Here is a 21,066-nt window from a genome sequence, read left to right as displayed (position 1 = left end):
CGAAAGGACCCGACCCCGTGCTTTCCGCCACGACCCCGAGCCGACCGGCTCCCTGGCTGCGCCTGATCGCGGCCGTCCTGGTGGCCTGTTGCGCCGCCCTGGGCTTCACCGCCGCCCCGTTCGCGACCGCGCGGGCCCACGCCGCCACGGCGCCGGCCGCCGCCTGCGCCTCCCCGCAGCAGTGCCTGACCATCAAGTCCCTCAGCAACGGGCGCCAACTCGACGTCCAGAACGGCACCATGGGCGACGGCGCCTACATCGTCACCAACTCGGCGCCCGGCTACCACCAGTCCTGGCGGCTGAGCGTCGACCCCTCCGACTTCTCCTTCACCATCGTCAACAACGACACCGGCAAGTGCATCGACCTGGCCTTCTTCACCCCGGCCCTGCGCCAGCAGACCTGCGCCGGGCAGTCCAGCCAGCGGTGGTTCCTGCAGCCGGTCGCCGGGGCCGCCGACGCGTTCATGATCCGCCACCTGGGCGACAACACCTGCCTGGACCTGCTGCTCGGCGCCCAGTACGACGACGCGTGGACCGACCAGTACACCTGCAACGGCACCGCCAACCAGCAGTGGTCCACCGGCTTCCCGCAGGCCGCCCGCAGCCTCGCCGTCGACCACGCCGCCAAGCAGTGCCAGAAGGACGTCTCCTCCTGCTCCTGGGCCGTCAAGAGCGAGGCCCCCGCGGCACCGCTGCCGAAGGTCTGCGTCTCCTCGATCTGGTTCAACAACACCAGCAGCGCCGCCCAGCAGAACTTCGCGGTCACCAACATGACCGGCTGGTCCAGCACCCTCGGCGGCGAGATCGGGGCGGAGATCTCCGGCGGCGCCCCCGGCGGCGTCTTCACCACCGCGGTCAAGACCGCCGTCAACTACAGCAACGTCTGGCAGGGCTCGACCACCGTCAACAACGCCGTCACCGTCAACGTCCCGCCCCAGCAGTACGGCTGGGTGACGCTGGCCGAACTCGCCCGCAAGGTCACCGGAAGCTGGACGTTCGACGCCCGCGGCTTCCCGTGGACCGCCGAGGACACCGTCACCGTCCCGCTCACCTCCGACCCCAGCGGCGGCGCCACCCTCTACATCGCCAACACCAGCCCCACCTTCACCAGCTGCTCCTGAGCCCCACCGCACGACCGACAGCCAGCCGCCGCCCGGCCCCGCCGGGCGGCGGCCCCGCTTTCCCCGGCCCTTCCCCCGCCCTGACCTGACCCCGCCCTTCCCTGCCCTGACCTGCTGACAATTGTCACGGTCGGCCGGTGCGCCAGCACACTGCCGGGCGGGGGCGCGGCGCGGACAGCATGGGGGCATGACCTCCACCGATGTGAACCACCCCGACACCGTTCGGGCCTTCCGCACCATCAGGCGGCTGGTGTTCGCCTACCTGGGCCTCAGCGTCGTCACCCTGGCGGCCGCCTACGCCCTGCGCGACCACCCCGACCTGGTGAACCCGGCCGTGTGGATCCGCGGCAGCCTCGTCGTGGCCAGCGCCGTGGTCACGTCCCTGTTCACCACCCGGGCCGCCCGCGGCTCGCACGCGGCGTACCGGCGGCTGCGGATCATCTCGGCCGTCATGATCGCCGCGATCGTCGTGATCATCTGCGTGCCGGGGACCTTCCCGTTCTGGATGAAGGCCGAGCAGGCCCTGTGCGGGCTGGTGCTGGCGGGGGTGGCCGCCGTGATCAACGGACGCCACCTGCGTACCCTGTTCGCGCGATCCGACGCGACGTGAGGCAGGCGAGGGTGGACCAGGACACGCAGGCGACCCTCCCCGGGCACGCCGCCGCGGAGCGCGCCACAGGGGAGCGCGCCCCGCAGCGGTGGGTGCAGGGCTGGCGGCGGATCATGCTGGGCACCGGGATGCTGGTCTACCCGTGCCTGACCGCCGTCGCCGTGAACGACAACGTGTCCGGGGCGGCCCTGGTCGCCGGGTACGCGGTCGTCGGCGCGTTCTGCCTCTGCTTCGTCCTCACCGCCACCGCGATGGTCCGCGGCCGGCGGCGGCAGGTGCTCCTGCTGCTGGCGGTGATGAGCGCGCTGTTCCTGGCCGCGCTGCCGTTCGCCCACGAGAACGCGTTCTACCTCGCCACCGTCGTGGTCTCCTTCGTCGCCGTGCTGCGGCGCCGCCACGCCACCCGGGTGACCGCCGCCGCCACCCTGGCCGCCCTGCTGGTGCCGTGGGCGGTGCCCGCCTGGCACACCGGGCCCGGCACCTTCCAGGCGCTGGCGCTGCTGTTCACCGTGCTCACCACGGGGGCGTTCGCGGAGATCGCCACCACCAACCAGGCCCTGGTGGCCGCCCGGGCCGAGGTGGCGCGGCTGGCCTCGGAGGCCGAACGCAACCGGATCGCGCGCGACCTGCACGACCTGCTCGGGCACTCGCTCACCGCGATCACCGTCAAGTCCCGCCTGGCCCAGCGCCTCGCCGCCAAGGACCTCGACCAGTCGCTGGCGGAGATGGCCGCGGTGGAGTCGCTGTCCCGGCAGGCACTGGCCGACGTCCGGGCCGCGGTCACCGGCTACCGCGACGTCACGCTGGCCGGCGAACTGGCGCGCGGACGCGAACTGCTGCGCGCCGCCGGGGTGGTCGCCGACCTGCCGACGTCCACCGACCCCGTCGCCACGCAGGACGGGGAACTGTTCGGCTGGGTGGTGCGCGAGGGCCTGACCAACGTGGTCCGGCACGCCCGGGCCGACCGCTGCACCGTCACCGTCACCGGCTCCTCCGTGGAGATCCGCGACGACGGGACGGGCGCGGACGGCAGGACCGACGGGGTCGCCGGGGGCGGCGGGATCGCCGGGGGCGGCGAGGGCGGCGGGATCGAGAAGGGCCTGAGGGGGCTGCGGGAACGGGTCGCGGCGGCCGGCGGTACCGTCGAAGCCGGCCCGCTGAGCCCACGCGGGTGGCGGCTGCTGGTCACCGTCCCGCCGGGCGCCCGCCACGGGCGCGCCCCCGCCCGGAAAGGGACGACATGACGATCCGCCTGCTGCTCGCCGAGGACCAGGAACTGGTCCGCACCGCGCTGTGCGCCCTGCTCGACCTGGAGGACGGCTTCGAGGTGGTCGCCGCCGTCGGACGCGGCGACCAGGTCGTCGACGCGGCCCGCGAACACCGGCCCGACGTGGCCCTCCTGGACATCGAGATGCCCGGCCTCGACGGCCTGGCCGCCGCCGCCGTCCTGGCCCAGCAGGTGCCCGGCTGCCGGGTCGTCATCCTCACCACCTTCGGACGCGCCGGCTACCTGCGCCGGGCGATGGAGGCGGGCGCGGTCGGCTTCGTCGTCAAGGACGCGCCGGCCGAAGTCCTCGCCGACGCCATCCGCCGGGTCGCGGCGGGCGAACGCGTGGTGGACCCGGAACTGGCCGCGGCCACCCTGGCGGCCGGCGCCTCCCCGCTCACCGCCCGCGAACGCGACGTGCTGAACGCCTCCCGCTCCGGGGCCGGCGTCGCCGAGATCGCCGGCAAGCTCTACCTCTCGGAGGGCACCGTGCGCAACTACTTCTCCTCCGCCATCGCCAAGACCGCCACCCGCAACCGCACCGAGGCCCTGCGCACCGCCGACGACCGCGGCTGGCTCTGACACCGCCGGACGACGGACTCAGGGCTGCCCGGGACGGGCGTCAGAGCCGCTCGACGGTGACCTCGGTGATCACGACGTCGTCGACGGGGCGTTCGCCGTCCGTGGGGACGGCCGCGAGGGCGTCGACGACGGCCCGGGAGTCGGCGTCGGCGACCTGGCCGAAGATGGTGTGCCGGCGGTTCAGGTGGGCCGGCGTGCCGACCGTGATGAAGAACTGCGAGCCGTTGGTGCCCGGGCCGGAATTGGCCATGGCGAGCAGGTACGGCTTGGTGAAGTGCAGTTCGGGGTGGAACTCGTCGGCGAAGGCGTAGCCCGGGCCGCCGGTGCCGCTGCCGGTGGGGTCGCCGCCCTGGACCATGAAGCCGGCCACCACGCGGTGGAAGAGCGTGCCGTCGTAGTACGGGCCGCTGCCGGGCTCGCCGGTGCGCGGGTCGGTGTACTCCCGGGCGCCCTCGGCGAGTTCGACGAAGTTGCGGACCGTCTTCGGCGTGTGGAACTGGAACAGCTCCAGCCGGATCGGGCCCAGGGTGGTGTGCAGGGTCGCGAACAGGCCCTTGGCCATGGCGGACTCCTTTGCTCGGGTGGTCGGGAGAGGGGATCAGCGTCGGCATCCTGGCACACGGCGGGTTCGTGACCGCACCCGGCGCCGGGCCGGGGCGCGGGTCGGACGGGGGCGATTTCCGCCGGTCACACCGGCGCGGGGCCCCGACCCCGGCAAATGCCGCGCGGCACCAACTTTCCTGCACGGCAAGCGGACTGTCTGCTTGCATGGCGGATCGACCCGGTTTCGGGCGGGTCGGGGGCGCGGGCGGGCGGCTCGGCTTGAGAGGATCGGCCCGGAAACGGGATGGACGGGAGAGGGGTGAGCCGTGGTCGGTGCCGTGCTGGTCGGTGTCCTGGTGATCGTGGTCGGCGGGTGCGTGTGCGTGGTGTGGGCCGAACGCGGCGGCCCCCGCTGGGTGCGCGCCGTGGCGTCCGCGACGCTCGCCTCGGGGTCCCTGCTGCGCCGCTCCGCGCGCAGCCGGCGCCGGAACCGGAGCCTGAGCGGCGGTGACAGCGGCGACGGTGGCGGCTGGGATGGCGGCAGCGGTGGCGGCGGCAGCAGCGATGGCGGCTGAGCGCCCCGCCCGCGGGCGCGACGACGACGAGCGACTGCGGCAGGTCTTCGAGGCGGTGCTGGCCAAGACCCTGTCCGGGACCGGGCCGCTCACCTGCACGGGCCTGGACGAGGACACCGAGAACGCGCTCTGGGCGGTCTGGGAGGCGTACCCGCACGCTTCGGCCGAGTCGGTGCAGGCCGCGCGGCGCGCCTTCGCCGGCCAGTTGGCCGGCGGCAACGCGGCCCGCTGGCGCGCGGAACTCGCCCGGATGATCGCCGAGCGCTGCCCCGACGGCTGAGCATGCGTCCTGCCCCCAGCCGACCATCACGGCCGGGGGCAGGACGGGGCGTCAGCTCTCGGTGGAGCGACGGCGGCGGGAGGCGACGACGAGCGCCGCGCCCGCGGCCAGGGCCGCGGCGGCGCCGCCGGCCTCCCAGCCGAGGCCCTCGGTGCCGGTCGCGGCGAGCTGGCCGGGGCGGGTGGTGACCGTGGTGGCGCCCGTGGTGGCCGTGGCCGCCGTCCCGGCGGTGGTGCCCGCCGTGGTCGTGCCCGCGGTCGTGTCCGCGGTCGTGTCCGCGGTCGTGCCCGTCGTGGCGGTCAGGGCGGCGGGCTGGACGGCCGACTGGGCGCCGGTGGCGGTCTGCGGCTGCTCGGCGGGCCGGGCCGGCTGCGGGGCCGGCTTGTTCGCGGCCTCGTCCTCGGCGCGGGCCGTGAACTGGCCCTCCTTCAGGAACTTCACGACGTCCTCGTCGGTGCCGTCCAGCGCCCGGCCGGCGGCCTCGCGTACGGCCCGCCCGCCGGCCGACATGATCTGGGCGAGCTTCACCCGGTTGTCGTCGGCCCGCTGCTTGGGGAGCTCGACGTCCAGGAAGTGCTGCACGTCGGCGACGGTGCCCGCGAGAGCCTTCTCCCCCGCCTCGCGCACGCCCGGACCGGTCTCCTTGTCGTCCAGGATGCCCTGCACCTTGGCGCGGGCCTCGTCCTCGGCCCGGGCGATGAACTGGCCCTCCTTCAGAAAGGCCAGGACTTCCTGGTTGCTGCCGGATATCGCCTTCCGGGCGGCCGCCTTCACCGCCGGCCCGGCGCCGTCGAAGATCCGGGCGACCATCACCCGGTTGTCGGTCAGACGCCGCTCGCCGAGCTCGACGTCCAGGAAGTGCCGCACGTCGGCGGCGGTGCCCGCGAGGGCCTTCTCCCCCGCCTCGCGCACGGCCGGGCCGGTCTCCTTGTCGTCGAGGATGCTCTGGACCTTGGCGCGGTCCTCGTCCTCGGCGCGGGCGGTGAACTGGCCCTCCTTGAGGAACTTCGCGACGTCCTCGGCGGTGCCGCCCCGCAGGGCGGCCGTGGCGGCCTTCTTGACGGCCGGCCCGCCGACGGCGAGGACCTGGTAGGCCTTCACCCGGTTGTCGATCACGCGCTGGTCGTGGAGCTCGACGTCCAGGAAGTGCCGCAGGTCGGCGGCGGTGCCGTTCAGCGCCTTCTGGGCGGCCTCGCGCACGCTGACGCCGCTCTCCTTGTCGGCGAGGATGCGCCGCACCTCGGCGCGGTCGTGCTCCTCCTGGCCTGTCCCCTGGTCCTCGGTGCCCTTGGACGCGGTGTCAGGGCCGGAGACGCCGGCCGGCTGGGGGTTGTCGGCGGCGGAGGCCATCGACGGGAAGAGGACAGTGGGGGCCAGGACGGCGGCCGCGACGACGGCGGACACCCGGGGCAGCTTCATTCAGCACCTTGCGTTGTGCGGAGAGATTGTGAACGTCCGCCAGCATAGATCGTCTTTTACGGTTGCCATACCAAGTATTTGCTAGCGCCCGCACCGCACTCACAGCACCCGCAGCACCCGCGCAGCCCCAGACCCTAGGGTGGGGCGGATGAGCTTCCACGTGGTTGTCGGATACGGGCCCGCCGGGGCCGCCACCGCCCGCCTGCTGGCCGGGCAGGGGCACGCCGTACGGGTCGTCACCAGGGCGGGGAGCCCCGCACGGGGCGGGGCTCCGGTGCCCGGCATCGAGCACGTGGCGCTGGACGCGGGCGATCGCGCGCGGCTGGCGGAGGCCGCACGCGGCGCGGCGGCGATCTACGGCTGCGCGGCGCCGCCGCTGCCGCAGTGGGCGGCGCGGTGGCCGGCGCTGGCCTCCTCGCTGTGCGCGGCGGCCGAGGCCACCGGGGCGGTGCTGGTCATGCTCGGCAACCTCTACGGCTACGGGCCGGTGCGGGGTCCGATGACCGAGGACCTGCCGCTGGCCGCGGCCGGCCCCAAGGGGCGGGTGCGGGCGGCGGCGTGGGAGCAGGCGCGGGCGCTGCACGGGGCCGGGCGGATCCGGGCGGTCGAGGTGCGGGCCTCGGACTTCTTCGGCCCCGGGGTGACGGACGGCGGGCACCTGGCCTCGCGGGTGATGCCGGGCCTGCTGAAGGGCCGGAGCATCGCGGTGCTCGGCGACCCGGACGCGCCGCACAGCTGGACGTACCTGCCGGACGTGGCGCGGGCGTTGGCCGAGGTCGCGGGCGAGGAGCGGGCCTGGGGGCGGGCCTGGCACGTGCCGACGGCCCCCGCGCTGCCGGTGCGCGCGATGGTGGAACGGCTGGCCGCGCAGGCGGGCGTCGGACCGGTCGCGGTGCGCCGGCTCCCGCAGGCGCTGCTGGGCGCGGCGGGTCTGTTCTCCCCGCTGCTGCGTGAACTGCGGGAGGTCCGTTACCAGTTCGACCGCCCGTTCGTGGTGGACGCCTGCGCCTACGAGGCCGCGTTCGCGGTGCGCGCGACCGCGCTGGAGGAGCAGGTGGAGGCGACGGTGCGGTGGTGGCGCGAGCGGGCGCAGGGGCGTTGAGCCCCCGGGCCGGTCAGTGCTTGAGGGCGTCGGCGCCGCGGTAGCCGGCGGGCACGCCCTGGGCGAAGACCACGTCGGCGGTCATGTGGCGGGTGCGCAGCGGGAGGATCGCCTGGTAGGCGGGCGAGTCGTACCAGGCGCGCAGGCGTTGGCGGTCGGGGAACTCGATGAGGATGAGGTCCTGTCCCCAGGTGCCTTCGACGGTCTCGATCCGGTCGCCGTGGATGAGGAAGCGGCCGTCGAAGGGGTCCAGGGTGGCGTCGATGCGCTGGAGGTACTCGACGATGTCGGGGCCGAACTCGACCGAGTGGACCTGGGCCATCGCGTAGGCGGTCATCGCTGTTCTCCTGGGGGTTGGTCCGGTGTCCGTGGTCTCCGACGGTACGGGCGGGGGCGGAGGGGGCGAATCCGTCGCGGATCGGTAGGGGGTACGTAGCCCGGGCCGCCCCTGGCCGCGCCCCTGACCAGGCGGGGTGTCGGACGACCCCCCAGAAAGCTGGGATACCGGCGGTTGATCGGACGCTGACACGCTGGCGGCGGCGGACGGACCGGGTGGCCCGGGGGGCCCTCCGGACCGGCCGCCGCCCCTCGTCGTCTCCCCTTCTTGGAGAGCTCTGTGCGTTCGCTAGTCCGGCGTATCGTCCTCGGCATCGCGCTGGCCCTGACCGGCCTGGTGCTGGTCCCGGGCGGCTCGGCCTCGGCCGACACCCCCTCGACGGTCCTGTTCAACCAGAAGTCCGAGCGCTGTCCCGACGGCGTACTGACGGGCACGCACCTGCGTCCCTGCGCGCCGTCCGACGGCCCGGGCCAGTGGGTGTTCAAGCCCGTCTCGGGCCTGCCGAGCGTCTACACCCTCAACAACACCAACGACCAGCGCTACTGCCTGACCGCCGACTACACCCCCTCCAGCGCCGAGTGCGTCGCCAACGCCACCTCGCAGATGTGGCGGGTCACGCCGTGGACCGCGGCCGACAGCACGTCGAGGTACGACCTGTTCGGGGTGCGGCTGCAGAACATCTCCAACTCCCAATGCCTGGACAACACCGAGCACAGGATCGGCAGCGGCGGCTGGCGGCTCTACATGTTCGACTGCAACGACGGCGGGTACCAGGAGTGGGACATCTACCGCAGCACCTACGTGGCCCTGTTCGGCGGCGTCGCCACCCACAACGGCATGACCTGGGCCACCCTTGAGCAGCGCGCCGACAACGTCGTGCACGTCGGCAACGACAACAGCAGCAATGCGTACAGCGGCGACACCCCCGCCACCGCGCAGCTGCCCGTGCTGTGCCTCAAGCAGGACGGCCGCCCCGCCCCCGCCGGCGTCCCCACCAGCGGCTACCACAGCTGGGCCGGCGGCGAGGTGAAGGCCACCATCCCCACCTCCGGCAGCCAGCTCTCCAGCCGGGCCGCCGCCGACCAGCTCTGCGCCGGCTACTTCGGCACCGGCTTCCGGATGGCCGAGTTCCACGACGCCAACGGCTGGGGCCTGTGGGCCAACGGCACCCTGCCCGCCGGCACCCGCTTCTGGACCGCCATCACCGACCAGCCGGCCAACCCCTGGAGCTGACCGCACCCGGACGAGGGAGGGCGGGCGCCGATCCTGGCGCCCGCCCCTTCTCATTGCCGAAGTGCCGAACGCGTCACCGCCTGGGCCGATGTGAGCACTGACCACCCCAACCCGGCGGCGGTCCTCAGGTCGCGCGCTGTCCGTGGAGGAGGACGGGCAGCGCGCGGCCCGCCAACGCCTCGGTGGCACGGGCGGCTTGGGAGGGCGCCATGACGTCGTGGAGTTGGCGGACGGGGACGAAGCGGGCGCCGAACAGGCCGCTCCGGTGCTGCGGTGGGACGGTGAGGTGGGCGGCGGCGCGCTCGGTGACGGTGCCGCCGTCGAAGACCAGGTTGAGGCGTTCCAGGTAGCGGTCGGCGGGGGTGAAGTCGACCGCGAGGACGTCGGCGAGACGGAGGTTGAGGCCGGTCTCGGCGTGCAGGTTGCGGGCGGCGGCGAGGTGCGGGGGCTCGTTCGGCTTCGCGGCGCCACCGGGCAGGATCAGCCCGTCCATGTAGTCCGGGTCGACGAGGAGAACGTCGCCGCGCGGGTTGCGCACGAGGACGAGGCAGCCGAGCCGGCACACCGGCGGCTTGGCGAGCAGACGGGGGTCTTGCATCGGGAGTTCACTTCCTGAGAGCGGCGAAGAGCGTGAGGGAGAAGCCCGCCAACCACAGGAGGCGGACGAGGAGTTCAGCCGTCATGCGTCAGGCGCTCGTAGCGCAGCCCCTTGCGGAGCAGGTCGACGACCCGCAGGAGCGCAGACGGGCTGGCCGAGCCCAGATTCACCAGGTAGCACCCGGTCAACCGGCCGTGCTCCCAGTCGACTTCGACGGACGGCAGCGTGACGCCGCCCAGGGCAAGGACGGCCGTCAGGTCGTCCAGGACGTCGGCCGCCTGCCGCCGCTGGTCGACGGTCACGCGGGAGAGCATCGAGGACACGCTCACTCCCCCGGCCGCTTGTGGACCTCGAAGACGCGCCAGGCGCTCCAGGCGTCGGAGAAGGACCTGAACCCGCTGAGCTCACCGTCCGGTTGGCGCAACCACTCCCGGGTGAGCTCGTTGCGGACCCGGTAGAGGCGGGCCCCGGTGTCCCAACGCACGCCGTAGCCGTGGAGGCGGGGAACTTGGGCATCGGCCATGGGAATAACCTTCCGCAATCAATGTTTCACGTTCTGTGCACATGGTGGCCCGGCGTCACCTAGCATCGGAAGCGGTAGACGACTTGACCTCGACAGCACGGAGAGTTGGAGCGGCCATGGTGAACATCAAGGAAATTGACCCGAAGTCATCTCCATGGGCCGCCTTCGGGATCCAACTCCGCAGGTCACGCATGGCGATGGGCCTCAAGCAGGAACAGCTCGCGCGCAGGATCGGTGTCCACCCGTCCTACGTCTCGTTCGTCGAACTTGCGCAGCGCCCGCCGAGTGAGAAGTTTGCTACCAAGGACGATGAGATCCTGCAGACGGGCGGGACCCTGCTGCTGATGTACTGGCAGCTCCGCCACACAGCTTTGGTGCCGGGCTTCCCCGAGTACGCGAACTACGAGGCCCGCGCAGAGAAGATCAAGCTCTTCGAAATCAACGTGATTCCAGGGCTGCTACAGACCCGGGCATATGCAACCGCTTGGGAGCAGGGCAATCTCCGACGAGGAACCGTCACACCAGAACAGGCCCAGGAGCGAATCGAATTCCTGCTCGCCCGACAAAACATCCACGCCCGCACCCCGCCACCACTTCTGCACGCGGTGATGGACGAGAGCTGCCTCAGGCGGCCCATTGGCGGCCGCGACACCATGATCGAGCAGTTGCTCCACCTCGAACATCTCGCCAAGCAGCCCAACATCATCATCCAGGTGGCACCGTACTCGCTAGGCGAGGACAGGCCGTTCACGCGCCTGGTGCACCTCCTTACCATGCCAGGACGCAAAATGCTCTCTTACGGCGAGATCGAGCAGCGAGGCTACATCGATCGAGATACTGAGACGATTGCCGCGCTGGTCGACGACTACGATCGGCTCGTAGTCGAAGCCATGAGCCAGGCCGACTCAGTGGCCATGATCCGCGCGGTACGGAGGGACTTTGAATGGATGTCGACCTGACTGACACCGGCTGGAGGAAGAGCTCATACAGCGGTAGCGGCGGCACGTGCGTGGAGGTCGCCGACGGATTCATCGGCGTGATGCCGGTCCGCGATTCCAAGGATCCGAACGGTCCGACCCTCCTCTTCCCCGCCGACGCCTGGCAGGCCTTCGTCACCGCCGTCCGCACGGGAGAATTCGGCACCAACTGATACTGCTCGATGGCGCCGCCGACCCGGGCCGGGGCGGCGGCGCCTGACGGTGTCGCTCTGGATCCGGCAGCCCTTCGCTTGCATGGGAAGTGGGAAGAAGGAGCACGGAGCGGTGAACTCATCGAGGATGCAGAGAGTGTTGCCGCTCGCCGCAGGTCATGCTCTCCTCAGGGCCATGGCCCTGTCGCCCCGGTGCTCCAGGGCGATGATCAGGCGTATCTCACAGGAGTTCGGTCGTGCCAGCAGGGAACCAGGAGAGATGGCGGAAGAGTAGCCACAGCAACAACGACGGCGGCATGTGCATTGAGGTGGACGATGCCCAGCCAGGTCGCGTGCGGGACAGCAAGGACCCCGACGGCCCCCGCCTCAACTTCCCACCAACCGCTTGGCAGGCATTCATCACCGCCATCCGAGCCGGGGAGTTCAGCACCAACTGATCCACCTGCGCGGCGCAGCCATCCGCGATGGCTGCGCCGCACAACCCAGGACCCCAAGCATCCGGAAGGACTGGCACCATGAGCTTCCGCCCCGACCTGTCCTCTGCCCACTGGGTCAAGTCCTCCCACAGCTCCGACGGGGGTCAGTGCGTCGAGGTCGCGCCCGGCTTCCCGAGCGTCATGCCCGTGCGCGACTCCAAGGACCCTCACGGCCCGGCCCTCGTCTTCTCCGCCGACGCCTGGCAGTCCTTCGTCACCGCCGTCCGCGCAGGCGAGTTCGGCACCAACTGATGCTGCTCGATGGTGCCGCCGACCCGGCTCGGGGCGGCGGCACCTGACACTCTCGCTCTGGATCCGGCAGCCCTTCGCTTGCATGGGAAGAAGGAGCACGGAGCGGTGAACTCGTCGAGGCTGCAGTGGGTGTTGCCGCTCGTCGGCCGCTGTCCCCGCTCACCGAAGGTAGACCGATTCTCACTGAGGTCTGATCGGATCTGCTGTTGTCGTGAGCAGGACTTGAGCGAGAAATCGCAGGCGCCGCCAAGGGGCGTCTCGTACCCTCGTCCTCACCGGTTCGCCGAATAGCCACTGAGGATTGTGTGAAGCACTTCGATCTCCACGCCAGGATTCCGTTGCTCGTGAAGACCATGGCCGCTGCCGACCACAGCCCGGATGCTCAGCTGACACAGACACGCCACCGCGCTTCACTCGTGGAGAGCTGGGACATCGAGCCCGGATCCACCGTCCTCGAACTGGGTTGCGGGCAGGGCGATATGACCGCCGTCCTCGCGGAGGCTGTCGGACCCCAGGGACGCGTGGTGGCCGTCGATGTCGCCGATCCGACCTACGGGGCGCCGGTCACGCTCGGGGAATCGGCGGCCCGGATCGCGGCGAGCCCGGTCGGGCCGCGCATCGACTTCCGCTTCAGCACGGATGTCCGCGACCCGTCGGTCGACTTCCCCTCCGACACCTTCGACCACGTCGTGCTCACCCACTGCTCCTGGTACTTCGCCTCGCTCGGGCAGCTGCGCGACACGCTGGCCCGGGTGCGGCCCTGGACACGGCGGCTGTGGTTCACCGAGTGGGACCTGACGCCCTCCTGCGGCGACCAGCTCGCGCACCTGCTCGCAGTATTGATCCAGGGCCAGATCGAGGCTGCAGGCTCACACGGCGAGGGCAACATCCGCACGTCCTTCTCCCGCGAGGCGCTGCTGCGGCTCCTGCCCGAGGCGGGCTGGACAGCGGACGGCGACGGGCCGGTCGACACCGACGCACTCCAGGACGCGGACTGGGAGATCGCCGCCTGTCTCGACCTGATCACCGGAGGAGAACGGTTGGCCGCGCTGCCCGAACCGGTACGGCAACTCGTCCTCAGCCAGAGCGACGTCCTGCGGGCCGTCGCCGCACCGCACGGCAACCGCCCGCTCGCGGCGTACTGGGTCACCGCACGCTGAAGTGCCACCCCGGCCAAACCTTCCGACCTCAGTCGGATCCCGCAGCCCTTGCACTTCCGCAACCCGGCCGGCCCGGCCCGGCGCCCTCGAACACCGAACCAGGTTAGAACTTCAGGCTGCCCAAGGTGTACTGATGGCATCGCGTATCAGGTTGTCGTGAATTGGCCATGCTGGCAGTGGAGTTAAGAGGACATCTCATTTTGGGGCCTTAAATCGAGTGCGAGAGTTCCGGTCCGGGTGATACAAGGTCTGCGTGACCGAGCAATTCTCCTTCCCCACCCTGCTGCAGATGATCGACGAGCGGTCCGCCGCGTTCCGCGCCGCCGTCGCCACTGCCCCCAGCCTCGACGCCGACGTCCCGTCCTGCCCGGGCTGGACGCTGTACGACCTGGCGAACCACCTCAGTGAGGGGGACCGCTTCTGGGCCTACATCGTGCTGAACACCGCGCCGGGCGACGAGCGGCCGAGCAAGGACGGGCTGGCGGCGCCCAGGGAGCGCGAGGCCCTCATAGCCTGGCTGGCCGACTCGACGGAGCAGCTGCTTGCCGCTCTGCGCGAGGCCGGCCCGGACCGGGCCTGCTGGGCCTGGTGGGAGCCGCTGGCCTCGCCGCACACGGGGGCCGCCGTGGCCCGCCGCCGCGTCCACGAGTCGCTGATCCACACCTACGACGCCCAGCTGGCCTCCGGTACGCCGCAGGAGCTGCCGACGACCGAGGCGGTCGACGCCATCGAGGAGTTCCTCGCCACCGTCTGCACCGTCACCGTCCCGTGGCCGCACGAGCCCGCCACCATGGACTACCACGCAGCCGAGGCCGGCTCCTGGCGCCAGACGGTGGACGCCGCCGGTTCCCGCTTCACCCGCCTCACCGCGGCGGAGGCCGCCGAGAGCAAGCCCACCGCCGCCATCTACGGCACGGCGAGCGAGATGGCCCTGCTCATGTACATGCGCATCCCGAACGGCTCGCTGCGAATGGAGGGCGACGCCGACCTGCTCCAGCAGCTGCAGAACGGGGGCTGACGGCTTGGGGAGCGATAAGAATCCGGGCAGGCTCGGCTGAGCAATCCGCCTGGGATTGATCAGCAGGACGTCGGGCGGGCGTCGGCGGCGAGGACGAGTTCTTTGCTCGTCTTGCGGGTGGCCCGGCGGGCTGACCGGTCGGAGACCAGACCGGCTATGGCGGCTTGGGTCTCGGCGAAGTATTCGCGGCGGCCGGTGTAGCGCTGCGCAACTGCTTGTACTCGGCGTTGGCGTGTTCCACGCAGATCCGGTTGGAGGACTGCGCTCGGCGTTCGTGCCGCCAGGCGTGCTGCTCGCCGAGGGTCGCGTCCTTCTTCGGCTTGCGGGGTGGGGCGGTGACCTGGCGTGGGAACTGGTTGGCGAGGCCCCGGTAGCCCTCGTCGACATGCACCTTGACGCCGGGGCGGCGGTCGCCGCCGCGCCGCTCCCGCAGCGCAGACTCCTGCTGCGCCTCGCAGGCAGGGACGAGCTCAGCGACGAGTTCGGCAAGATGCTGCGGGGATATGCCCGATAGGGCGTGATGAGACAAGGCCGCGCGGGCCGATGACTTCACATCCACGGGCGCCGCGCCTCTCGCCGCCTACGCCTGCCGCCGCTCCCACTGCTCCTTCGTGATCTCGTACCGCACACCCCCGTGCTCGGAACCCTCGACCGCCATCATGTAGTCCGGCGTGGGGATGTTCTCCGCGAGCGTCATCCCGAGCTTCTCCATGACGTTACGCGAAGGGCGGTTCACGGTCATCGTCTCGGCCCAGACCATGCGGATGCCGAGCTCGGCGAACCCCTTCGCCAACAGCGCCTGCGAGACTTCGGTGGCGTAGCCCCGGCCCCAGGCCGCCTGGCGCAGGCGATAGCCGAGTTCGGCCTCCTCACGCGGGCCGCTGCGCCGCGGACGCAGGCAGAACCAGCCGACGAACGCGCCGCCGTCCTTCTCGTGCGCGGCGAACAGGCCGAGGTCATGATTCCAGCGCTCGTAGCCGGCGAGGATGCTGGGGATGGCGAGGTCGCGGACCTCCTCTGGCGGGGTTGGAGCGCCGCCGTTCAGGTAGCGCATCACCGCCGGGTCGCTGTCCAGCTCGATCAGCAGGTCCGCGTCGGCGGCGGCGAAGGGGCGGAGGGTCAGGCGCTCGGACTCGAGGTAGGTGGCCACGTGAGGATCATGGCCGAGACGGGTCGGACGGTCCAGGGAGTTTTCGGGCCGCGTCTGTCACCGGGTGGCGTTCTGACCGCAGTTCCGTGAATGATCTTCAGGTGGGCCGCGAGGGCTGTGGTCAGCTCGTTCGACCACTCTTGTGCAGCGCGGCGCTCGCGCGGAAGCGGATACGGCCGCAGCGGTCTTTCACCTCCTCGGTCGCGTCGTCCGGGCAGCAGCAGTGCCGAGCCAGCCAGGCCAGATCGCCAGGATCCAGCCAGAGTGCCACGCGCCCACGGTCGGCTTCGGTCTGAGGATTGGTCGGCTCGATCTCGGTCATGGCGAGAGGCTACTCAATCCGCAGCAAGCGCCTCGAAGATCATTCACGAAAGCGCGGGCAGAGCCTCTTTCAGACCGCCATCCGAGCCGGCGAATTCAGCACCAACTGATCCACCTACGCGGATGGCTGCGCCGCACAACCCAGGACCTCAAGCATCCGGAAGGAAGTGGCACCATGAGCTCCCGCCCCGACCTGTCCTGATGTGGTCCTGGACCCCATCATCGCAGGTCGCAAGGCACTTCTTCGTTTCTGGAAGAACCATCCACCGGCGCCAGGCAAGGGGGGCTCTCGCAGTACCTGTATCACCAGGGTCTCCCAGACGTTCAAAACGCCTGTCACCATGGACACACGCTGCAGCTTCACCCCCATCAGTTCAATTCAGCTGCCCCGAATGCGCGACCGTGTCGGCGCGTTCTTCCACGGCAGAAGGGACGGAGACCAATGGCGGACAATCAATTCACCGCTCACACGGAACTTTTCGATCTGAGCGGGAAGTACGCCCTGGTCACCGGCGGCACCAGGGGAATCGGGCTGATGATAGCGCGCGGCCTTCTCCAGGCGGGCGCCCGTGTCGTCATCAGCTCGCGCAAGGCAGACGCGTGCGCGGAGGCGCAGCAGCTGCTGTCCGAATTCGGCGACGTTCAAGCAATTCCCGCCGACCTGTCCAGGCACGACGAGTGTCAGCGCCTCGCCGATCTTGTCGAGGCCGGCTCGGGACGCCTGGACATCCTTGTCAACAACGCGGGGGCGATGTGGCGCGAGCCGCTGGAGACGTTTCCGGACGAGGCCTGGGACGCGGTGATCGACCTCAACCTCAAGTCGCCGTTCTGGCTGGTGCAGGCGCTGCTCCCCGCACTTCGCAGGGCGGGCACCGCGGATGATCCCGCGCGGATCATCAACATCGGCAGTATCGCCGCCATCCACGTCGCCCAGTCGCCCAACTACTCGTACGCCAGCAGCAAAGCGGCTCTTCATCAACTCACCAGGGTGCTTGCCAGGGAGCTGGGCCCGCAGCACGTCACGGTGAACGCGGTGGCACCGGGAGTGTTCCCGTCGCAGATGACGGCGTCCACGCTCGATGCCGTCGGCGACACGATCGCGGCGGCGGCCCCTCTGCGCCGGATCGGCCGCGCCGACGACATGGCGGGTATCGCCGTGTTTCTCGCCAGCCGGGCCGGGTCCTACCTCACGGGCACCGTCATCCCGGTGGACGGCGGCATCGCGACGACCGCATCGGGCACCCCTTAGACTGCGGGACCGGCTTACGGTGAGGGGATGGCCACGATGGATCTGCGCACCGAGATCCGGGAGTTCCTCAGCTCGCGTCGCGCCCGCATCGCACCCGCGCAGGCGGGCCTGCCCGCTTACGGCGGCAACCGTCGGGTCAAGGGTCTGCGCCGCGAGGAGGTGGCGCTGCTGGCGGGGGTATCGGTCGACTACTACGTGCGCATGGAGCGCGGCAGGCTCGCCGGTGTCTCCGATGGCGTGCTCGACGCGTTGGCTTCTGCCTTGCAACTCGACGAGGCCGAGCGCGACCACCTGTTCCACCTCGCGCGCCAGTCCACGGCGCCCAGCGGCCCGCGCCGGCGCAGGCCTGCCGTGACGGTGCGCTCGACGCTGCAGCAGGTGCTCGACGCGATCTCCGGTGCGCCGGCCTGGATCGGTAACGGCCGCTACGACGTGCTCGCCATGAACCGACTCGCTCGCGCGCTGTATTCGCCGGTGCTGGCCGACTCGCGACGGCCCGCGAACACGGCGCGGTTCGTCTATCTGAACCCCGAGGCGGCGAGAGATTTCTTTGTCGACTACGACCACATTGCCGGCGGCGTGGCCGCGAAGCTGCGCATGGAAGCCGGCCGCGATCCGCACGACGAGGAGCTGATCACCCTGGTCGGCGAACTGTCGACGTCCAGTGAGCTGTTCCGGCAGCGGTGGGCATCTCAGGACGTGCGGCTGCACCGGTCCGGCCGCAAGCGTGTGCGCCATCCGATCGTGGGCCGGCTCGACTTGGACGTCGAGTCCCTGGAACTGCCCGCCGAACCCGGCCTGCACCTCAACGTCTACACCGCACCCGCGGGCACACCGACCGCTGACAATCTGGCGCTCCTGGCGTCGTGGGCGGCCACCCAACAAGCGCCGGCGACCGAGCTCGAAGCACACAACGGATAGCCCGACCCCTTCAGTTCTGGTCCGGTGGACCCGGGCTCGGTGGCGGGAACGGGTGCCGGGTCAGTCCCACCAGAACGACCACTGGTGGGCGGCGACGAGGCCTTCGGCGTAGGCGGTCAGGGTGCCGGTGCCCTGGAAGACGAGGTCGGGGCAGAAGGCGGTGTGCTCGGCGGCCAGCGGGAGGGCCTCGGCGAGCGTGGCGGGCGGGACGGCGACGCTCAACTCCAGTGTGTCGAAGCCGACTTGGACGACCTGGGCGCCGAAGCGGCGCTCCCAGTCGGCGAGCACGGCGGCGATCTTGGCGGTGTCGTCCTCGTGGTTGAGCGGGCCGCTCCAGCCGCAGGCGGCCAGTGCCTCGGCGCCGCTGCCCGCCTCGACCAGGCCCAGGCGCGCGTCCCGTACGGACAGCAGCACGTCGGCCAGGCCGCGGGCCTCGATGCCGGGGGCGCCGTCGGGGACGGCCACGGCGGGGGCGGTGCCGGGCCAGGCGGGGCCGAAGGGGGCCAGGGCGGCGTGGAGTTCGGCGGCGTCCTCGGTGTCGAGCGGGCCCTCGGGCGCGTCCTCGTCGGTGCCGCCGAGCTGCTGCCACCAGCGGCGCAGCAGGGCGTCGGGGTCGTAGAGGGTGGGGTCGGAGGCGGAGGCCGGGAAGAGTTCGCCGGACAGCCAGGGGCGGTAGTCGGCGCCGTCGCCGAGGGGGACGAGCAGCAGCGGCCACAGGCCGGACTGCGGGTGGGCGCGGTGGAGTTGCTGCCACAGGCCGGCGGGGGCGGGGGCGTCGCTGATCCACAGCAGCGGCTCCGGCCCGTCCTCGCCGCCGACCAGGCGGCCGGGCGGGAGGGTGGCGGGCAGGAGACGGGACAGGTCCGAGGTCATGGGGCCACCGTAGGGGCGGTCACTGACAAGGGAGTTCGGGCAGGGGGGTCGGGCGGCGGGGTTCGGGCCCTCGGTGCGGCGGGGGTGGTTCAGGCCCAGGGCAGGGCGGCGCGGGTGCGCCAGTACGCCGGGGCGGGTTCGGCCAGGACGGCGAGGGCGGCCAGGTCGTCGGGGGTGGGGTGCAGGGTGGCGGCGGTGAGGTTGGAGGCGAGCTGGTCGACGGTCGCCGCGCCGGACAGGACGAGGTCGGCCCAGGGCTGGGCGGCGGCCGCGGCCAGGGCGAGGGCGTCGAGGGGGGCGCCGGTGCGGGTGGCGAGGGCGCGCAGTGCGGCGGTGTCGTCCCCGGTGGCGTTGCGCCCGGCGAGGCGGCCGTTGGCCATGGCCTCCTTGACGACGACCAGCCAGCCGGCGGCGTGGGCTTCGGCCAGGGCGGGGGCGGCGGAGGGTTCGAGCAGGTTCCAGGTGGCCTGGACGGCGCTGAACAGCGGGCGGCCGTCCACGGTGACGGCCAGGGCGGCGCGGATGGTGTCCGCCTGGGCCGGGCCGCTGGTGGACAGGCCGACCCGCACGCCCTGTCCGGCCAGGTCGGCCAGGCGGGCGTGCAGGGCGGTGTCGGTCAGGGCGGGGCTGTCGGGGGTGACGGAGTGGACCAGGTAGACGTCCAGGTGCGGGCCCAGCAGGGAGCGGGTCTCGTGGATCTGGCGGTCGAACACCGCCGTGGAGTGCTCCTTGACCTCGTGCGCGGCCACGCCGGTGGTCTGCCAGCCGGCCGTGTAGGTGTAGCCCCACTTGCTGCCGACCGTCACCTCGGCCGCGGCCTGGGGGTGTTCGGCGAGCCACTGGGCGACGAACTCCTCGGCGCGGCCGTAGGAGCGGGCGGTGTCGAGGTAGCGCACGCCGGCGGCGTAGGCGGCGTCGAGCAGGGCGTGGGTGCGGTCGCGCAGTGCCTCGACGGTGCGTTCGGCGGGCAGGTCGCCGTCGCGGCCGAGGGTGATGTAGCCGGGCCGGCCGACGGCTGCGGTGCCCAGGCCGTACCGCGCGATCGGCGGGCGGTCGGTGGCGGCTCCGGTGGCGGGGTCGGTCGGCATGGCGGGGTCTCCTCGGGCGCGACGGTGCTCACCTGGGACTTTACCGTCGGGTCGGTCGGCGCATCCGGCCGCCGGGGTCGGGCGGTCGGCCGGATACGCCGGTCAGCCAGGCCGGTCAGTCAGTCAGGCCAAGGCCGGTCAGCCGGGTCAGCCGGCGGCGATGGTGGCCCGGATCCAGTCGGCGTAGGCGCGCACGTCGGTGTACAGGCCCGGACCTTCGGAGCAGGGCACGCCCGGGGCGCCGGGGCCGGATGTGGTGCCGATGAGCTCCCAGCGGCCGCCGCGGCCGCGCTGGATCTGCGGGCCGCCGGAGTCGCCGAAGCAGGCCATGGCCTTCGGGGTGGGGCTGGTCGTGCACAGGCGGGTGGGGCCGGCGAAGCCGGGGGCGCAGTCGGCTGCGGCGGCGCGGCGGGTGTCGAGTTCCTGGAGGCGGTCCGGGAAGACCATGTCCTCGTACTTGGGGGTGTCGAGGACGGTGCCGAAGCCGAGCAGCCGGGTCGGGGTGCCGGGCGGGCCGGGTCGCTGGGCGACGGGGATGGGCCGCTGGGCGACGGGGCGGTCCAGGCGCACCAGGGCGAGGTCGTCGTAGTTGGGGCGGGTCTGGCCGTCGCCGAAGCTGAAGCCGGGGTGGACGACGGTGCGGGTGATGGCCCGGACGGTGCCGCCGCTCTTGCGGTGCGCGCTGCCGATGCGCACGGTGCCGTCGAGCGTCAGCTCGCTGCCCGGGTAGCCCTGGACGCAGTGGGCGGCGGTGAGGACCCACTGGGGGTCGATCAGTGTGGCGCCGCAGGTGCCGTCGGCTATCTGCTTGGCGCTCATCGGGATCGTGGCCATGAACGGGTAGCGCTCGGTGGAGTCGTGGCCGTTGACGATCGCCTGGGCGCTTCCGGTCATGGCGGTGGCGCCCAGGGCGGCGGCGAGGGCGGCGACGGCGGTGGCGCGGGCGGCGCGGCGGCGGACGGTCTTGCGCAGGAGCACGGGTGACGGCCTTTCGGATCGGTTGGTTCGGATGCGTCCAGCCAACCCTGCGGCGCCCGTCCGGGACATCCGGGCAGCGGGCCGCCGTGCCCGGGGGCTGTCCCCCGGGCCCGGCGGCGGGCTACCAGGGGGTCGCGGCGGGCCGGGCGTTGGTGCCCGGGGCCTGCGCCGGCCTGGGCGCGGGGTTGGCTGCGGGCCGGGAGGCGGGCGCGGGCCGGGAGGCGGGCGCGGGCCGGGAGG

29 protein-coding genes are annotated in these 21,066 nt (G+C 71.9%); 17 read left to right on the top strand and 12 right to left on the bottom strand.

What is annotated here, in order from left to right; all coding sequences use genetic code 11:
• Positions 1-17 precede the first annotated feature (17 nt).
• From ACFWPT_RS26090 to ACFWPT_RS26075, 4 genes are all read left to right on the top strand, one after another.
• Positions 18-1,121 (top strand): RICIN domain-containing protein, encoded by a 1,104-nt coding sequence (locus tag ACFWPT_RS26090; RefSeq protein ID WP_380484618.1) that lies wholly within the window; start codon positions 18-20, stop codon positions 1,119-1,121.
• A gap of 187 nt (positions 1,122-1,308) precedes the next feature.
• Complete coding sequence (locus ACFWPT_RS26085) at positions 1,309-1,731, top strand: hypothetical protein (protein ID WP_363376075.1); 423 nt, start codon at positions 1,309-1,311, stop codon at positions 1,729-1,731.
• Between the two features lie 11 nt (positions 1,732-1,742).
• Complete coding sequence (locus ACFWPT_RS26080; protein ID WP_380484616.1) at positions 1,743-2,975, top strand: sensor histidine kinase; 1,233 nt, start codon at positions 1,743-1,745, stop codon at positions 2,973-2,975.
• Complete coding sequence (locus ACFWPT_RS26075) at positions 2,972-3,580, top strand: response regulator (RefSeq protein WP_380344249.1); 609 nt, start codon at positions 2,972-2,974, stop codon at positions 3,578-3,580. The genes ACFWPT_RS26080 and ACFWPT_RS26075 overlap by 4 nt, the downstream gene beginning before the upstream one ends.
• 40 nt (positions 3,581-3,620) lie before the next feature.
• Here ACFWPT_RS26075 and ACFWPT_RS26070 read toward each other — a convergent pair whose 3' ends face one another.
• Positions 3,621-4,142, bottom strand: a complete 522-nt coding sequence (locus tag ACFWPT_RS26070; RefSeq protein ID WP_380484614.1) for a peptidylprolyl isomerase — start codon at positions 4,140-4,142, stop codon at positions 3,621-3,623.
• Positions 4,143-4,449: 307 nt separating this feature from the next.
• Here ACFWPT_RS26070 and ACFWPT_RS26065 point away from each other — a divergent pair, with 307 nt between their 5' ends.
• Positions 4,450-4,698, top strand: coding sequence for a hypothetical protein (locus tag ACFWPT_RS26065; protein WP_380484612.1), 249 nt, complete (start codon positions 4,450-4,452; stop codon positions 4,696-4,698).
• Complete coding sequence (locus tag ACFWPT_RS26060) at positions 4,688-4,978, top strand: hypothetical protein (RefSeq protein ID WP_380484610.1); 291 nt, start codon at positions 4,688-4,690, stop codon at positions 4,976-4,978. Before ACFWPT_RS26065 ends, ACFWPT_RS26060 begins: the two co-directional genes overlap by 11 nt.
• 51 nt (positions 4,979-5,029) lie before the next feature.
• On the opposite strand, the gene ACFWPT_RS26055 is transcribed toward ACFWPT_RS26060, so the two are convergent.
• Complete coding sequence (locus tag ACFWPT_RS26055; RefSeq protein ID WP_380484608.1) at positions 5,030-6,397, bottom strand: ALF repeat-containing protein; 1,368 nt, start codon at positions 6,395-6,397, stop codon at positions 5,030-5,032.
• Positions 6,398-6,545: 148 nt separating this feature from the next.
• Between ACFWPT_RS26055 and ACFWPT_RS26050 the strand changes: the two genes are divergently transcribed.
• Positions 6,546-7,499, top strand: coding sequence for an NAD-dependent epimerase/dehydratase family protein (locus ACFWPT_RS26050; RefSeq protein ID WP_380484606.1), 954 nt, complete (start codon positions 6,546-6,548; stop codon positions 7,497-7,499).
• A gap of 13 nt (positions 7,500-7,512) precedes the next feature.
• On the opposite strand, the gene ACFWPT_RS26045 is transcribed toward ACFWPT_RS26050, so the two are convergent.
• Positions 7,513-7,836: a DUF1330 domain-containing protein gene (locus tag ACFWPT_RS26045; RefSeq protein ID WP_063352866.1), complete on the bottom strand. Its 324-nt coding sequence runs from the start codon at positions 7,834-7,836 to the stop codon at positions 7,513-7,515.
• 279 nt (positions 7,837-8,115) lie between these two features.
• Between ACFWPT_RS26045 and ACFWPT_RS26040 the strand changes: the two genes are divergently transcribed.
• A complete protein-coding gene (locus tag ACFWPT_RS26040) occupies positions 8,116-9,069 on the top strand; it encodes a hypothetical protein (protein WP_380484604.1) in 954 nt (317 codons plus the stop codon).
• Positions 9,070-9,193: 124 nt separating this feature from the next.
• Here the strand turns inward: ACFWPT_RS26040 and ACFWPT_RS26035 are convergent, their stop codons facing one another.
• The 3 genes from ACFWPT_RS26035 to ACFWPT_RS26025 form a co-directional block, all read right to left on the bottom strand.
• A complete protein-coding gene (locus tag ACFWPT_RS26035) occupies positions 9,194-9,667 on the bottom strand; it encodes an NUDIX domain-containing protein (RefSeq protein WP_380484601.1) in 474 nt (157 codons plus the stop codon).
• A 74-nt stretch (positions 9,668-9,741) separates the two neighbouring features.
• Entirely contained in the window at positions 9,742-9,981 is a 240-nt protein-coding gene (locus ACFWPT_RS26030; RefSeq protein ID WP_380375543.1) for a hypothetical protein, read from the bottom strand.
• A gap of 11 nt (positions 9,982-9,992) precedes the next feature.
• On the bottom strand, positions 9,993-10,190 hold the full coding sequence (locus ACFWPT_RS26025) for a hypothetical protein (RefSeq protein WP_380375542.1): 198 nt from the start codon (positions 10,188-10,190) through the stop codon (positions 9,993-9,995).
• A gap of 116 nt (positions 10,191-10,306) precedes the next feature.
• Here ACFWPT_RS26025 and ACFWPT_RS26020 point away from each other — a divergent pair, with 116 nt between their 5' ends.
• The 6 genes from ACFWPT_RS26020 (at position 10,307) to ACFWPT_RS25995 (ending at position 14,246) form a co-directional block, all read left to right on the top strand.
• Positions 10,307-11,149, top strand: a complete 843-nt coding sequence (locus ACFWPT_RS26020; protein WP_380484599.1) for a Scr1 family TA system antitoxin-like transcriptional regulator — start codon at positions 10,307-10,309, stop codon at positions 11,147-11,149.
• Positions 11,134-11,340 carry a DUF397 domain-containing protein gene (locus ACFWPT_RS26015; protein ID WP_380375538.1) on the top strand — a complete coding sequence of 69 codons (207 nt, stop codon included), beginning with the start codon at positions 11,134-11,136 and terminating at the stop codon, positions 11,338-11,340. The genes ACFWPT_RS26020 and ACFWPT_RS26015 overlap by 16 nt, the downstream gene beginning before the upstream one ends.
• A gap of 236 nt (positions 11,341-11,576) precedes the next feature.
• Entirely contained in the window at positions 11,577-11,777 is a 201-nt protein-coding gene (locus ACFWPT_RS26010; RefSeq protein WP_244293870.1) for a DUF397 domain-containing protein, read from the top strand.
• 78 nt (positions 11,778-11,855) lie between these two features.
• Positions 11,856-12,068 (top strand): DUF397 domain-containing protein, encoded by a 213-nt coding sequence (locus ACFWPT_RS26005; protein WP_380484597.1) that lies wholly within the window; start codon positions 11,856-11,858, stop codon positions 12,066-12,068.
• A 353-nt stretch (positions 12,069-12,421) separates the two neighbouring features.
• Positions 12,422-13,228, top strand: a complete 807-nt coding sequence (locus ACFWPT_RS26000; RefSeq protein ID WP_380484689.1) for a class I SAM-dependent methyltransferase — start codon at positions 12,422-12,424, stop codon at positions 13,226-13,228.
• 253 nt (positions 13,229-13,481) lie between these two features.
• Entirely contained in the window at positions 13,482-14,246 is a 765-nt protein-coding gene (locus ACFWPT_RS25995; protein WP_380484595.1) for a maleylpyruvate isomerase family mycothiol-dependent enzyme, read from the top strand.
• Positions 14,247-14,400: 154 nt separating this feature from the next.
• Here ACFWPT_RS25995 and ACFWPT_RS25990 read toward each other — a convergent pair whose 3' ends face one another.
• Positions 14,401-14,637 carry a hypothetical protein gene (locus tag ACFWPT_RS25990; RefSeq protein ID WP_380484593.1) on the bottom strand — a complete coding sequence of 79 codons (237 nt, stop codon included), beginning with the start codon at positions 14,635-14,637 and terminating at the stop codon, positions 14,401-14,403.
• Between ACFWPT_RS25990 and ACFWPT_RS25985 the strand changes: the two genes are divergently transcribed.
• The gene (locus ACFWPT_RS25985) at positions 14,632-14,760 is read left to right on the top strand and encodes a hypothetical protein (protein WP_380344211.1); all 129 of its coding nucleotides are present in this window, start codon (positions 14,632-14,634) and stop codon (positions 14,758-14,760) included. The two genes, ACFWPT_RS25990 and ACFWPT_RS25985, sit on opposite strands and share 6 nt — an antisense overlap.
• Before the next feature lie 66 nt (positions 14,761-14,826).
• On the opposite strand, the gene ACFWPT_RS25980 is transcribed toward ACFWPT_RS25985, so the two are convergent.
• Both ACFWPT_RS25980 and ACFWPT_RS25975 read right to left on the bottom strand, forming a co-directional pair.
• Positions 14,827-15,396 carry a GNAT family N-acetyltransferase gene (locus ACFWPT_RS25980; RefSeq protein ID WP_063352875.1) on the bottom strand — a complete coding sequence of 190 codons (570 nt, stop codon included), beginning with the start codon at positions 15,394-15,396 and terminating at the stop codon, positions 14,827-14,829.
• A gap of 121 nt (positions 15,397-15,517) precedes the next feature.
• Positions 15,518-15,718, bottom strand: a complete 201-nt coding sequence (locus ACFWPT_RS25975) for a hypothetical protein (RefSeq protein WP_380375525.1) — start codon at positions 15,716-15,718, stop codon at positions 15,518-15,520.
• Between the two features lie 441 nt (positions 15,719-16,159).
• Here ACFWPT_RS25975 and ACFWPT_RS25970 point away from each other — a divergent pair, with 441 nt between their 5' ends.
• Both ACFWPT_RS25970 and ACFWPT_RS25965 read left to right on the top strand, forming a co-directional pair.
• Entirely contained in the window at positions 16,160-16,966 is an 807-nt protein-coding gene (locus ACFWPT_RS25970; RefSeq protein WP_380484590.1) for an SDR family oxidoreductase, read from the top strand.
• A 27-nt stretch (positions 16,967-16,993) separates the two neighbouring features.
• Positions 16,994-17,887, top strand: a complete 894-nt coding sequence (locus ACFWPT_RS25965; protein ID WP_380484588.1) for a helix-turn-helix transcriptional regulator — start codon at positions 16,994-16,996, stop codon at positions 17,885-17,887.
• Between the two features lie 60 nt (positions 17,888-17,947).
• Here ACFWPT_RS25965 and ACFWPT_RS25960 read toward each other — a convergent pair whose 3' ends face one another.
• From ACFWPT_RS25960 to ACFWPT_RS25950, 3 genes are all read right to left on the bottom strand, one after another.
• Entirely contained in the window at positions 17,948-18,760 is an 813-nt protein-coding gene (locus ACFWPT_RS25960; protein ID WP_380484586.1) for a DUF4253 domain-containing protein, read from the bottom strand.
• An 89-nt stretch (positions 18,761-18,849) separates the two neighbouring features.
• Complete coding sequence (locus ACFWPT_RS25955; protein ID WP_380484584.1) at positions 18,850-19,848, bottom strand: aldo/keto reductase; 999 nt, start codon at positions 19,846-19,848, stop codon at positions 18,850-18,852.
• Between the two features lie 147 nt (positions 19,849-19,995).
• Positions 19,996-20,895: a S1 family peptidase gene (locus ACFWPT_RS25950; protein ID WP_380344193.1), complete on the bottom strand. Its 900-nt coding sequence runs from the start codon at positions 20,893-20,895 to the stop codon at positions 19,996-19,998.
• Positions 20,896-21,066: the final 171 nt, after the last annotated feature.

It is taken from the genome of Kitasatospora sp. NPDC058478 (assembly GCF_042720345.1).
Lineage (GTDB): Bacteria > Actinomycetota > Actinomycetes > Streptomycetales > Streptomycetaceae > Kitasatospora.
Note: the sequence above shows the minus strand (reverse complement) of the source record. Positions and strands in the feature narration are given on the sequence as shown.